The sequence below is a fragment of the Archaeoglobus veneficus SNP6 genome (genome assembly GCF_000194625.1).
Classification (GTDB): Archaea; Halobacteriota; Archaeoglobi; order Archaeoglobales; family Archaeoglobaceae; genus Archaeoglobus_C; species Archaeoglobus_C veneficus.
On record NC_015320.1, the window covers coordinates 916,011 to 928,219 of the forward strand.

Annotated in this window: 12 protein-coding genes; 9 read left to right on the forward strand and 3 right to left on the reverse strand. The window is 48.5% G+C overall.

The genetic code is table 11. The features are described from left to right. Positions 1–112 precede the first annotated feature (112 nt). The 6 genes from ARCVE_RS05290 (at position 113) to rnz (ending at position 6,629) form a co-directional block, all read left to right on the forward strand. A complete protein-coding gene (locus ARCVE_RS05290) occupies positions 113–1,516 on the forward strand; it encodes a flippase activity-associated protein Agl23 (protein WP_013683738.1) in 1,404 nt (467 codons plus the stop codon). A 31-nt stretch (positions 1,517–1,547) separates the two neighbouring features. Next, a complete protein-coding gene (locus ARCVE_RS05295; protein ID WP_013683739.1) occupies positions 1,548–2,567 on the forward strand; it encodes a radical SAM protein in 1,020 nt (339 codons plus the stop codon). Between the two features lie 139 nt (positions 2,568–2,706). Next, positions 2,707–3,957, forward strand: coding sequence for a histidine--tRNA ligase (gene hisS, locus ARCVE_RS05300; RefSeq protein WP_013683740.1), 1,251 nt, complete (start codon positions 2,707–2,709; stop codon positions 3,955–3,957). 103 nt (positions 3,958–4,060) lie between these two features. Continuing rightward, the gene (tuf, locus tag ARCVE_RS05305) at positions 4,061–5,332 is read left to right on the forward strand and encodes a translation elongation factor EF-1 subunit alpha (protein WP_013683741.1); all 1,272 of its coding nucleotides are present in this window, start codon (positions 4,061–4,063) and stop codon (positions 5,330–5,332) included. A gap of 35 nt (positions 5,333–5,367) precedes the next feature. Further along, a complete protein-coding gene (gene rpsJ / locus ARCVE_RS05310) occupies positions 5,368–5,688 on the forward strand; it encodes a 30S ribosomal protein S10 (protein ID WP_013683742.1) in 321 nt (106 codons plus the stop codon). Between the two features lie 29 nt (positions 5,689–5,717). Then, positions 5,718–6,629 (forward strand): ribonuclease Z, encoded by a 912-nt coding sequence (gene rnz, locus ARCVE_RS05315; RefSeq protein ID WP_013683743.1) that lies wholly within the window; start codon positions 5,718–5,720, stop codon positions 6,627–6,629. 49 nt (positions 6,630–6,678) lie between these two features. Here the strand turns inward: rnz and ARCVE_RS05320 are convergent, their stop codons facing one another. Together ARCVE_RS05320 and ribH are read right to left on the reverse strand one after the other, a co-directional pair. After that, positions 6,679–7,806 carry a pyridoxal phosphate-dependent aminotransferase gene (locus tag ARCVE_RS05320; protein ID WP_013683744.1) on the reverse strand — a complete coding sequence of 376 codons (1,128 nt, stop codon included), beginning with the start codon at positions 7,804–7,806 and terminating at the stop codon, positions 6,679–6,681. Then, positions 7,787–8,221 carry a 6,7-dimethyl-8-ribityllumazine synthase gene (gene ribH / locus ARCVE_RS05325; protein WP_083809355.1) on the reverse strand — a complete coding sequence of 145 codons (435 nt, stop codon included), beginning with the start codon at positions 8,219–8,221 and terminating at the stop codon, positions 7,787–7,789. The genes ARCVE_RS05320 and ribH overlap by 20 nt, the downstream gene beginning before the upstream one ends. A gap of 159 nt (positions 8,222–8,380) precedes the next feature. Here ribH and ARCVE_RS05330 point away from each other — a divergent pair, with 159 nt between their 5' ends. Both ARCVE_RS05330 and ARCVE_RS05335 read left to right on the forward strand, forming a co-directional pair. Beyond that, positions 8,381–8,611 carry an Lrp/AsnC ligand binding domain-containing protein gene (locus ARCVE_RS05330; protein ID WP_013683746.1) on the forward strand — a complete coding sequence of 77 codons (231 nt, stop codon included), beginning with the start codon at positions 8,381–8,383 and terminating at the stop codon, positions 8,609–8,611. A gap of 13 nt (positions 8,612–8,624) precedes the next feature. After that, on the forward strand, positions 8,625–10,445 hold the full coding sequence (locus ARCVE_RS05335; protein ID WP_013683747.1) for a DNA topoisomerase VI subunit B: 1,821 nt from the start codon (positions 8,625–8,627) through the stop codon (positions 10,443–10,445). Between the two features lie 27 nt (positions 10,446–10,472). On the opposite strand, the gene serB is transcribed toward ARCVE_RS05335, so the two are convergent. Further along, positions 10,473–11,702 carry a phosphoserine phosphatase SerB gene (gene serB, locus ARCVE_RS05340; protein ID WP_013683748.1) on the reverse strand — a complete coding sequence of 410 codons (1,230 nt, stop codon included), beginning with the start codon at positions 11,700–11,702 and terminating at the stop codon, positions 10,473–10,475. Between the two features lie 186 nt (positions 11,703–11,888). Here serB and ARCVE_RS05345 point away from each other — a divergent pair, with 186 nt between their 5' ends. After that, the gene (locus ARCVE_RS05345; protein ID WP_013683749.1) at positions 11,889–12,179 is read left to right on the forward strand and encodes a 2TM domain-containing protein; all 291 of its coding nucleotides are present in this window, start codon (positions 11,889–11,891) and stop codon (positions 12,177–12,179) included. Positions 12,180–12,209 lie beyond the last annotated feature (30 nt).

The following is a 12,209-nucleotide window of genomic DNA, read 5'->3' on the forward strand; positions in this document are numbered from 1 at the left end:
TTATTTTGAATTTTTTAGTTAATTAATTTTAGTCGTCATCGATACTCCATCACAACAGTTTCACACCTTTGACAATCACAACATTTTTGTTACTCCTGTCAAACGCCTACCAATGGATCGAAGGGCGGTGGCTGTAATTCTGCTGATATGTATCGCAACTAGATTCTTTGCCCTCGATACTCGTCCGATGGATCACGATGAGAGTGTTCACGCGTGGATTGCCTACAGGCTTCTAACAGACCATATTTACACTTACGATCCAGCCTTTCATGGCCCCTTCCTTTACTACGCCTCAGCTTTTCTGTTCTCTATTTTTGGCGACTCTGAATTTGTTGGAAGACTGACTCCTGTAATCTTCAGCCTGATAGGTGTTGCATTTGCCTGCCTCTACTGGCGATGGCTTGGAAAAAATGTTTACATCTTCGTGTTTCTCCTCCTTTTCTCTCCGGCTATTCTGTACTACTCCCGTTACATGAGAAACGACATAATTCTCGTTGGATCATTCATCGCTGCAGTTTACTTCTACTTCAGGTATTCGGAGACTTTGAAGGAGCGATTCGCATATCTCTCAACGGCATTCCTTGCAGTAATGGTGTGCTCCAAGGAGAATGCATACATATACCTTGCAATCCTGCTATCCTTCGCATTGCTTTACGGCCTTTACACTGAACGCGGAAAGTACGTTTTCAACAAGCTCTTCAGGTGGAACTTCAGGAAGTTAAGAATCGTTCTGCTCAGCTTTGCCATATTCGCTCTCATCTTTACCTTTTTCTACACGTCTGCATTCTCCGACTTCAGCGGGCTTGAAAGAGGAACTGCTGGAGCCGTAGAGCACTGGCTTGAAAAACACGAACAGAAGGACCACTACAAACCACCCGGTTATTACGCTAAAATCCTGCTGGAGTACGAGTTCATGGCTACTGGCTTGGCCATAGCTGGCTTCTACTTCTTTGCAAGGAGATTGAAGGAGAAAAATGTCACAAAGTTTGAGTTATTCGTAGTCTACTGGGCATTAACAGCCCTTTTGGCGTACCACATTTTAGCTCACAAGGTTCCCTGGCTCGTCGTTCATCTCGTCACGCCCCTCGCCCTTCTGGGCTCGCTTTATACGAGAAACACGGGAGGTGCAAGAATAGCCATCGCCATAGCAGCCGTTGCAACCCTCGTCGTTGCAATCCATGTCACGTACGTGAACTACAACGACGCGAGAAGCGAAGATCTGATTTACATACAGGTACAGCCCACAGCAGTAGAACTTGCAGAAGTAATAAAAGAGAAGTTTACTTCCGGAGAGAGAATCATCGTTTACGAGCCGAAAAACGACTACTGGCCTTTGCCCTGGTATCTCAGACATTACAAGATTCCGTACAGCAGCAAGTGGATTCCCGGATACGATTATGTTGTTACATCGAACAGGGAAAGGACATTTGTTGAGGAAAAAGGTTACTCTGTCATCGGAAAGTACGAGATCAGGCCTGGCTACTTCATGGTTTTGATGGAGCGCAGCAAGGGCTGACTTTTTTATATTTTGGCGACAAGTAGTGTTGATGGTACTGGGGCTCGAAAGATACCAAAGAATATACAACGGAGAAGCCGTAGCGAAGTTCCAGATAGCGAGGAGAATCAATGCTGAAAAGAAAGAGAGTATTGACGAGATGTGGAAGCACCACTCCGAGCTAAAAAAGGAGTTTAAAGCGCTGCTTGCTGAAAAAGGAGATGATATCGACTTCCTCACCTCACATCCAGCAGACTACTCGTTCCTTCATCTCAAGGTGGATTTGCTGAAGGAGATGCTAAAGGAGTGCTGCTTCTGCGAGAGGCGTTGCGGGGTAAACAGGTACGAGAAGAAAGGCTTCTGCAAGGTAGGTGCGAAGAGCTACTACGCGTCGGAGTTTCTGCACATGGGTGAAGAGCCCGAACTTATCCCGTCGCACACGATTTTCTTCAACCGCTGCACATTCGCATGTGTCTTCTGCCAGAACTACGACATAGTCTACGATGAAGACTACGAAGCTCTTCCGGAAGATCTTGCCGAAGTTATAGACAGGCGTTTCAGACAGGGCAGCAGGAACGTGAACTTCGTTGGAGGGAATCCAGACCAGCATGCACACACGATTCTGGAAACTCTGAGCCACGTCGAGTCGAATATTCCAGTGGTGTGGAACTCCAACATGTACCACAGCAGCGAGCTTGCTGAAGTGATAGAGGACGTTGTTGACGTCTGGCTTGGTGACTTCAAGTACGGCAACGATAAATGCGCGGAGAAATACTCGAGAGTGAAGAACTACTGGAAGGTTGTAACGAGAAACTTTTTGAGAGCTAAAGACAACGGAGAACTGCTGATAAGACATCTCGTCATGCCCAACCACATTGAGTGCTGCACAGAGCCAATAGTGAAATGGGTTGCAGAAAACCTTGGCAGGGACACGAGATTTAACCTCATGTTCCAGTACTATCCGGCCTTCAGAGCATTCGATTTTCCGGAGATCGCAAGGAGACTTACGCCGGAAGAAATGCGGAGGGCTGTTGAGATTACTGAGAAGTACGGGCTGAGGAATTTAGTGTAAGAGGATAGATTTAGCGACTCCAGTGGAATCCAGGGATTGGGAGATCCTATAAAGCTGAACCCGAGAAGACTGTAAATCTAATACCTCCACACCCCACAAATCCCCAACATTTTTATTTCGTCTATGCGCGCTGGATTGCGTGAAGATCGAGAGGCCACGTGGAACGAGAGATTTTCTGCCTGACGAGATGGAAAAGCGAAGGGCCATCGAGGCGGTGATGCGAAGAATTGCGGAAAGTTACGGCTACAGGGAAATAGCAACGCCAACATTTGAGCACCTCGAGCTGTTCACGATTAAGTCCGGTGAGGGCATAGTTGAGGAGTTATACGCGTTCAAGGACAAGGGTGGAAGAGACCTTGCTCTCCGTCCGGAGCTTACGGCCCCTGTTATGCGCCTCTTTGTAAACGAATGCTCGGTCATGCCCCGCCCGTTACGCTTCTACTACTTTGCTAACTGCTTCCGCTACGAAAGGCCGCAGAAGGGGAGATACAGAGAGTTCTGGCAGTTTGGCGTTGAGCTTATCGGTTCGTCATCACATCTATCTGATGCGGAGGTCATAGCCCTTGCATACAGAATAATGGATGAGCTGAATCTTGACTTCGAGCTGCACATCGGCCACGTCGGGCTACTCAGGCATCTGCTGAAGGACATTGAAGAGGACAGGGCCTCGAAAATCATGCGTTTAATAGATAAGAAAGACGTTGAAGGGCTTAGCAGCTATCTGAGAGAGATTAACGCTCCTGAGGAGCTGGCAGAGAAAATTTACGCCCTTATCGAGCTTACTGGCAGCAGAGATGTGCTTGTCGAAGCGTCGAGGCTCATTCCAGACTTCGATATGAGTCATATGGAAAAACTGTGCGATGTTCTCGACTCGATGAATGTGAACTACGTCATCGATCTCGGCATCGCGAGAGGGCTCGACTACTACACCGGCGTTGTTTTCGAAGCGTACGCAAAACACGGCCTTGGAGCGCAGAAGCAGATATGTGGCGGAGGGAGCTACAGGCTTACGCACCTGTTTGGCGGGGAAGATGTACCATCGACAGGCTTTGCCCTTGGCTTCGACAGGATTGCGGAGATATGTGAAATAACGCCGCCACAAAAACCTGTCATCGTCGTAGTAAACGTCGGTTTTGAGGGCGAGGCGTTCAGGATTGCAGAAGAGCTGAGAAAACAGGGCTTTCGCGTGGTTACCGATGTCATGGAGAGGAACATCAGGAAGCAGTTCAGCTACGCAAACGACATAAACGCAAGCTTTGCTGTGGTGGTTGGCAAACGGGAAATAGAGTCGGGCAGGTACACTCTCAAGAATATGGTGACGGGAGAACATTACGAGCTGAGCTTTGAGGAGCTCGTTAAACACCTAAGCAGAGAGGCGCAGCTCCCGTAAAGTTTTTATTTCCTCTGCTTTTCTCCCATCCGCTGGCAGCAAAGTTTTATATACCCTTCAGCAGTAGGCGGAAAAAAGAAAAGATGAAAGGAGGATGGTGAAAATGGCCAAGGAGAAGGAGCACATTAACGTTGCCATGATCGGGCACGTAGACCACGGAAAGAGCACCCTGATTGGCAGACTCCTCTATGAAGCTGGAGAGATCCCAGAGCACATAATTGAGAAATACAGAAAAGAGGCTCAGGAGAAGGGTAAAGCTACATTCGAATTCGCGTGGGTCATGGACAGGCTCAAGGAGGAGAGGGAGAGAGGTATTACCATCGACGTAGCTCACAGGAAGTTCAAGACTCAGAAGTACGAGATAACCATCGTGGACTGCCCCGGACACAGAGACTTCATCAAGAACATGATCACTGGAGCGTCCCAGGCTGACGCTGCAATTCTCGTAGTTGCTGCTGACGACGGTGTGCAGGCTCAGACCAAGGAGCACGTGTTCCTTTCGAGAACTCTCGGTATCAACCAGATGATTGTCGCAATAAACAAGATGGACAAGGTGAACTACGACCAGAAGAGGTACGAGGAAGTCAAGGAGCAGGTAGTAAAGCTCCTCAAGATGGTAGGTTACAAGGTTGACGAAATCCCGTTCATTCCGACTTCTGCTTACAACGGTGACAACGTACTCAAGAAGAGTGACAAGACTCCCTGGTACAACGGCCCCACGATCTTCGAGGCGCTTGACACGCTCAAGCCACCCGAGAAGCCCGTTGACAAGCCACTCAGAATTCCGATCCAGGATGTTTACTCAATCAGCGGTGTCGGTACCGTCCCAGTTGGAAGAGTTGAGACTGGAGTGCTCAAGGTCGGTGACAAGGTCATCTTTGAGCCGCCCGGTGTGAGCGGAGAAGTAAAGAGCATTGAGATGCACCACGAGCCAATCAAGGAGGCATATCCGGGAGACAACATCGGTTTCAACGTGCGTGGTGTTGGTAAGAACGACATAAGGCGTGGAGACGTCTGTGGACACCCGGACAACCCGCCAACGGTTGCAAGAGACTTCACCGCCCAGATTATCGTTCTGCAGCACCCGACTGCTATAACCGTCGGCTACACGCCTGTTGTGCACGCACACACCGCTCAGGTAGCATGCAAGTTCGTTGAACTCCTGAAGAAGATCGACCCCAGAACCGGTCAGGTCAAGGAGGAGAACCCGCAGTTCCTGAAGACTGGAGACGCAGCAGTGGTGAAGCTTGAGCCAACGAGGCCAATGGTCGTCGAGAAGGTCAAGGAGATTCCACCGCTCGGCAGGTTTGCCATCAGAGACATGGGTATGACCGTCGCAGCGGGAATGGTTCTCGACGTTACGCCGAGGAAGTAAACAAATTTTTTTATTTCTTCTTTAGGGTGTTTGACATGGCAATAAAAGGTTACAAGGCAAGAATAAGGCTTTCGGGGCTCAACCCATCGGATCTCGACAGAATCTGCAGCCAGATCAAGGAGATTGCCAACAAGACCGGCGTTGAAATTCGTGGCCCGGTTCCACTGCCAACGAAGAGGCTTGTTGTGCCAGTCAGGAAAGCGCCTGATGGAGAGGGCAGCGAAACGTGGGACCACTGGGAGATGAGGATACACAAGCGCCTGATAGATATAGCCGCGGACGAGAGAGCACTGAGGCAGATAATGAGAATTCAGGTGCCCAAGGACGTTAACATCGAGATAGTCCTCGAAAGCTAAATTTTTAAAGCAGTCAGCAAACATTTTTCATGCTTCTTAAAATTACTTTTCTCGGCACATCTGGTACAATCCCGAGTGTCGAGCGCAACCCTTCTGCAGTTTTTGTTCGGCATGGCTCTCATCGCATCTTATTCGACTGCGGCGAGGGGACGCAGAGACAGATGATGATAGCGAAAACGGGCTTCAAACTCGACGCCATTTTCATTACGCACCTGCACACCGACCACTTCATAGGCCTCTTTGGCCTGCTTGAAACCATGTCATTGAACGAAAGAAGGGAGAAATTAGCGATTTACTCTCCAAACGCCCGGTTCCTCGCTTCGCTCTTTAAAGCCTTTGGCTACGATGAGCTGAGCTATCCCATCGAAGTTGTGGAACTGCGGGATGGTGACGAGGTCAAGTTTGATGGCTTTAAAGTGGTGGCATTCAAAACTGATCACATAGTACCGAGTCTCGGATACGCGCTGATTGAGAAAGACAGACCGGGAAAGTTCTACAGAGAGAAGGCAGAGGCTCTTGGCATCCCTCCCGGGCCGCTGTATGCAAAGCTCGTAAAGGGCGAGAGCGTGGTAGTTGGCGGAAAAGTTATTACTCCAGAAATGGTGGTCGGTAAGCCCCGTCCAGGCAGAAAGATAGTTTATACAGGAGACACGAGGCCCTGTGAAAGAACTATCGAGATTGCGAGGAGTGCAGATGTGCTAATCCACGATGCAGCCTTCACCTCCGACCTGCAGGAGTGGGCGGAAGAGACGAAACATTCAACGGCAAGGGAAGCTGCAGAGGTTGCAAAGGCTGCCGGCGTTAAAAAACTCGTTCTCACCCACGTAAGCGCGAGGTACTCAAAGGATGCAACACCTCTGCTCGAGGAGGCAAGAGCTGTTTTTGAGAACGCCATGGTGGCTGAGGACTTTATGGCCTTTGAGGTGAGATATAAGGATTAGAGATTCGTTGGACACGCAACATTTAACACCAGAGAGGAACAAAAAGAGGTTAAGACAAGAATCTTTTCAACCTTCTGATCGCTTCCTCGATGTTCTCTCTTGACGTTGCATAGCTCAGCCTGACCCACGTTGTGAAAACCCTTCCAAAAGCGCTGCCCGGAGTTGCTGCGACGTATTCTTTCTTGAGGAACTCCTCGCAGAACTTCATGGAATCCTGCCCAACATCGACAAACATGTAGAATGCTCCCTTCGGCGGCGCATATTTCAAACCAATCTCATCGAGCCCCTCCATGAGCATGTCCCTTCTCACTTTGAACTCCGCAACCATCTCTTCAACGCATTTCTGGTCGCCTTTGAGTGCGGCAACACCTGCGTACTGAACGAACGATGTTGGATGACTGACCGAGTGCGACTGAATGCGGAGCATGTGTTTGGTTATCTCTTCCGGAGCGATGGCGTAGCCAAGCCTCCATCCAGTCATTGCATAAGTCTTTGAAAATCCGTTAATAACTATCGTTCTCTCCGGCATTCCGTCGAAGCCCGCTATGCTTACAAACTCACCTTCAAAAATGATTTTGTCGTATATCTCGTCGGACATTACGAGGATGTCATTGTCTACGGCGATATCCCTCACCTTCTTCAGAAACTCCTTTGGGTACACCACTCCAAGTGGGTTGCTGGGCGAGTTGATTATAATCAGCTTTGTTTTCTGCTTTACGTACTCTTCAATCGGAGCATCGCTGAATCCCTCGCTGTGGGGAACCCAGACGACCTTACCTCCAGCAACCTGAACGCACGGTTCGTAACTCACCCACGAGGGGTCGAGAAGAATGACCTCGTCACCCTCCTCAATTACGGCCAGTATGGCTTCGAAGATGGCATACTTGGCTCCGGGAGTCACTATAACGTTTTCAGCCTTTACGTCAAGCCCGTCCTGTTTGGCCTTCTCAACTATAGCATCTACGAGTTCAGGAATTCCTCTTGTAGGAGTGTAGAAGGTTTTTCCCTCGTTAAGGGCCTTGATTGCAGCCTCAATTATGTGTTTCGGCGTCACGAAATCGGGCTCACCAACACCCATGTTTATAACGGGTTTGCCCTGTCTCGCGAGCTCTTTTGCAGTGGATGAAATGGACAGAGTAGCAGAGGGCTGGATGGACTTAGCCCTTCTGCTTATCATAGTCCTTTAGCCTCCTGACGAGCTTGACTGCAGCTTCAACTGCACGCTTTGCGTAGTCAATTCTCTGGTGGGCTGCAAGCCTGCCCATACCCGGCCCCGAAATACCGAGGGTGACGGGCTTGTTGTATTCCAGGCCCAGATCCATAATTTTCCTTGCTGCGTGCTGCGCCACAACCTCGTCATGCTCAGTCTCACCCTCAATAACGCAGCCTATGGTCACCACTGCATCCACATCGCCCTTTTCGAGAACGCGCTTAACAGCTATAGGCGTGTCAAAGACGCCGGGAACTCTTATCACGTCCGTTATTTCCGCTCCAAGAAACTCCGCGTGCTCTTTTGCAAGAACCTCCATCATATACGTGATGTCCCTGTTGAATTCAGCAACCACAAGCCCGAGTTTGATTTTTTCGCACATGCTGTCACCTACCCATTCAAGCCTCAAGTCGTGCTTAACAGCCTTCCTGCACAATGGGTTTAATAACGTTATGCAAATCTTAACTGTTCTCATTGATTCAATTAACGATGTGCTGGGCTGAGTGCAAAATTTTTATATCTGGCATACAAAAAAAGAAGCATGGTAATCGGAGTTACGATGGTAAACGTTTCTCCGGGGAAGGAGAAGGACGTTTACGTAGTTATAAAGGGCATGAAGAACGTTAGAGACATATACCACGTCTTTGGCGAGTTTGACTTTGTCGTTATAATTCAGGCCGAAAGCCTGTCTGAGCTGAACAGGACTGTTGACGATATAAGGAGTGTTGACGGCGTAACCAAGACTCAGACCGTTGTTGGAGCGGAAATTTAACCGTTATAGAGCTATGAAGGCAGAAGAACTTGCGAAAAAGCAGAAAGAGATAAGTATAGCGGAGTTTTTTGAGAAAAACAAGCACATTCTCGGCTATTCGAACCCGGCCAAAGCCGTAATCACGTGTGTAAAAGAGGCGGTTGATAACAGCCTCGATGCTTGCGAGGAAGCTGGCATACTGCCGGACATATTTGTAAAAGTGGATAGGGTCGACCGACATTACAGAATTGTAATTGAGGACAACGGCCCCGGAATAATCAGGGAACAGATTCCAAAAGTTTTCGGCAAGCTCCTTTATGGCTCTCGCTTTCACGCAATAAGACAGAGCAGAGGGCAGCAGGGAATAGGCATTTCCGCAGCGGTTCTTTACGCCCAGCTCACCACTGGAAAGCCTGCTGTTGTTACCTCCAAGACCTCACCTGACAGCAAAGCGGTCAGAATGGAGATTTTCATAAACACAAGAAAGAACGAGCCGGAAATAGTCAGCGAGGAGGAAGTGGAGTGGCTTGTGGCAAGAGGAACGAGGATCGAGCTCGAAATTGCCGGCAGCTACGTTAAAGAGAGAAAGCAGAGTGTTTTCGAGTACCTGAGGGAGACTTCCGTCGTCAACCCCCACGCCAAAATAACGTTTGTCGATCCAGATGGGGAAATTCACGAGTTTCCTCGCGTTAGCGAGGAGCTTCCGCCAGTGCCGAAGGAAATCAAGCCCCATCCGCATGGCATAGAACTTGGCCAGCTCATGGCAATGCTCCGCTATACAAAAGCGAGAGACCTGCGAAGCTTTCTTAAAAACGAGTTCGTGAGAGTCGGAGATAAGACGGCTGAAGAGGTCATATCGAGGGCGGGTCTCAGCGCTAACGTCAGCCCGCAAGAAATGGGGAGAGAAGAGGCGGTCAGACTCCTGCAGGCTTTCAGCGAGACGGACTTCCTTCCCCCACCTACAGACTGTCTCTCGCCTATAGGTGAATCTCTCATTATGAAAAGCCTGATGGCAGAATACAAGCCGGAATGGGTTTACGCCGTAACAAGGAAGCCAAAAGTTCATTCCGGACACCCCTTCCTCGTTGAGGTGGGCATAGCGTATGGAGGGGAGATTTCTGAGGATAGAGTAACTCTTCTCAGATACGCGAACAAAATCCCCTTGCTCTACCAGCAGGGCGGATGCGCGCTGACCAAAGCTGTTGAAAGCGTTAACTGGAAGAACTACGGCCTGCAGCAGACGAGGGACGAGCTTCCGTCAGGAAGGGCGGTTATCCTCGTCCACCTCGCTTCAACAAACATACCGTACACGTCAGAATCAAAGGAAGCGGTTGCAGCGATTCCGGAGATAATCGAGGAAGTTAGACTTGCTCTCCAGGAGGCGGGGAGACGGCTTAGAGAGTATTTGGAAAGGAAAGAAAGACTGATGAAAAAGAAGAAGAAGGAGGATGTCCTGTACAAGGTTCTTCCACTCCTCGCGAGAAAGGTTTGCGAGGTTCTCGAGAAAGACGAGATAGACGTAGATAGAATAGTTGCCAGAATCGTGGGCAATCTGCACGTCGAAAGAGAGGTCGTCGAAAAGGACGGCATGCTTGATGTAACTCTCAGGATCTTCAACTTCACAAAAGCAAGGAGAGAACTGAAGGTTTACGAGATGTGCAGCGGTAGCGTTGAGGCAGACAATGCTAAAGTGTCGCAGTCAACGTACACAACCGTATCATGGGACGTGCTGCTCAACCCCGGAGAGAGCATTGAGCTGAAGTATACCGTAAAGGGCAGGATCGTAAACAGAAGACCTCTTGTTGGCGGGGTTGATGCGGAACTGCTAAGTGGAGCCGAGCCGTTTGGTCTGTAGATTTGATAGCCGCTCAGCTTTAACAAATTAAACACGCTTTTTAAACTCGGTCTGGAGTTTCAGTACGCTTGCAAGACCTATAAGGTGGTCTTTGGAAAGCGTACCATCTGCAACCTCTTTTAACGCCTTTTTTGCATTGAAAGCTATGCCCAGTCCGGCATTTTCTATCATAATCCTGTCGTTCGCCCCATCGCCAACGGCAACGACGTTTTCTCTGCTTATACCCTCCTTTCTTGCGAGTTCCTCAATTATCCTAGCCTTCTCCTCTGCGTCGATTATCCTGCCTTTCAGTCTCCCGGTCAGCTTCCCATCTTTGATTTCAAGTTCGTTGCCGAAAGCATAATCGAGGCCAAGTTCCTCCTTGAGCCTGTCGGTGAAGTAGGTAAAACCACCACTAACAAGTGCAACCCTGTATCCCGACTCTTTCAGGCTTTTAATCAGTTCCTTTGCCCCCTCTGTCAGCTTTATCTCACTATATATTCGTTCGAGGACGTCTACTGGCAATCCTTTCAGCAGCTTAACTCTCTCCCTCAGAGCCTCCTTGAAGTCTATTTCACCATTCATCGCTTTTCTCGTCAGCTCTTTGACTTCATCCTCGACTCCAGCAGCTTTTGCAAGTTCGTCTATAATTTCAGCATCTACGAGTGTCGAATCCATATCAAAAACTATGAGTCTCTTGTTCCTCTGGAAGAGGGAGTAAGGCTGGATTACAACATCGAGCCCCCTGCTCTCCACTTCTTCCTTGAGTCTCCTCTTGACTTCCTCAACGTCGCTTTTGCCCATGTCGATCAGAAACTCTATTGAGATCAGTCTGTCTCTCGCAGTGAGATTCGTCCGCTCGATGTTTATGCCCATCTCGTAGAGTATTCTTGTTATAGAATAAACAATTCCGACTCTGTCCTCTCCAAGAACAGTCAGGACGTAGAGATTCTTTTCATCTGAACTCTTCCTTTCGAACGGTGATACCGAAACGTTAACTCCGAGTTTCTCTCCTTTCGAGGTGAGTTCTCTTTTCAGCTCCTCAATGTCCACGTTCTCCGCTTCTGCTACGATGAACATGACAAAAAGACCCTGGAGGACTGTCTGCTCTATATCGATGATGTTCAGTCCCCTCTTTGCGAGAACCTCGGACATTCCACATATTATTCCCGGTCTGTCCATTCCGTAGACAGCTATTCCGATAAGCACGAGAGTATGTTTGAGCGTAGATATTTGAAGTCTTCTGTCTGGGCAAACCTCGTATGTCTGTAAAAGCATTATGCAGCTCCAGCTCCACTTTGATTATGGAAGAATGGATTTTATCCAGACTCCATAGAAAGAAGTTTCGTGACTCGCATAGTAGTTGATCGGATCAAACTTCACATATCAGATATCTTAACTTTTGGACCCCAAAAGGTATTTATAACAAAAATTTAAGACCAATACTATTAAAAGGTGAAAAACATGCCAGAAGAAATTCTATTAGATGAATACAAAAAGGCATATAGAGAAGTAGTGGCAGAAGAGGAGAAAAGAGGGTTTTTAGTTCATCTGGTAGTGTACGTACTTGTTAACGCAATGTTGATATTAATTAACCTCATTTATTCCCCAGAAGCTATCTGGTTCTTTTATCCGCTCATAGGCTGGGGAATTGGCATATCAATGCACTACCTATTTGGAGTTCGTTGGATAGAGAAAGGGCTTAAGGAAAGAGAGGCAAAAGCAGAGTATAGGGTGAGAGAGAAGAGCAGTTAGCAATAAAACCAAATAAAAACGACGAAGTGA

Bases quoted from the DNA above. Each gene is read 5' to 3' on its own strand.
- ribH (WP_083809355.1), bottom strand. From the start codon at position 8,221: ATGTGCGAAAAAATCAAACTCGGGCTTGTGGTTGCTGAATTCAACAGG.
- ARCVE_RS05320 (WP_013683744.1), bottom strand. From the start codon at position 7,806: ATGATAAGCAGAAGGGCTAAGTCCATCCAGCCCTCTGCTACTCTGTCC.
- ARCVE_RS05290 (WP_013683738.1), top strand. From the start codon at position 113: ATGGATCGAAGGGCGGTGGCTGTAATTCTGCTGATATGTATCGCAACT.
- serB (WP_013683748.1), bottom strand. From the start codon at position 11,702: ATGCTTTTACAGACATACGAGGTTTGCCCAGACAGAAGACTTCAAATA.
- ARCVE_RS05345 (WP_013683749.1), top strand. From the start codon at position 11,889: ATGCCAGAAGAAATTCTATTAGATGAATACAAAAAGGCATATAGAGAA.
- tuf (WP_013683741.1), top strand. From the start codon at position 4,061: ATGGCCAAGGAGAAGGAGCACATTAACGTTGCCATGATCGGGCACGTA.
- ARCVE_RS05330 (WP_013683746.1), top strand. From the start codon at position 8,381: ATGGTAATCGGAGTTACGATGGTAAACGTTTCTCCGGGGAAGGAGAAG.
- ARCVE_RS05335 (WP_013683747.1), top strand. From the start codon at position 8,625: ATGAAGGCAGAAGAACTTGCGAAAAAGCAGAAAGAGATAAGTATAGCG.
- rnz (WP_013683743.1), top strand. From the start codon at position 5,718: ATGCTTCTTAAAATTACTTTTCTCGGCACATCTGGTACAATCCCGAGT.
- rpsJ (WP_013683742.1), top strand. From the start codon at position 5,368: ATGGCAATAAAAGGTTACAAGGCAAGAATAAGGCTTTCGGGGCTCAAC.
- ARCVE_RS05295 (WP_013683739.1), top strand. From the start codon at position 1,548: ATGGTACTGGGGCTCGAAAGATACCAAAGAATATACAACGGAGAAGCC.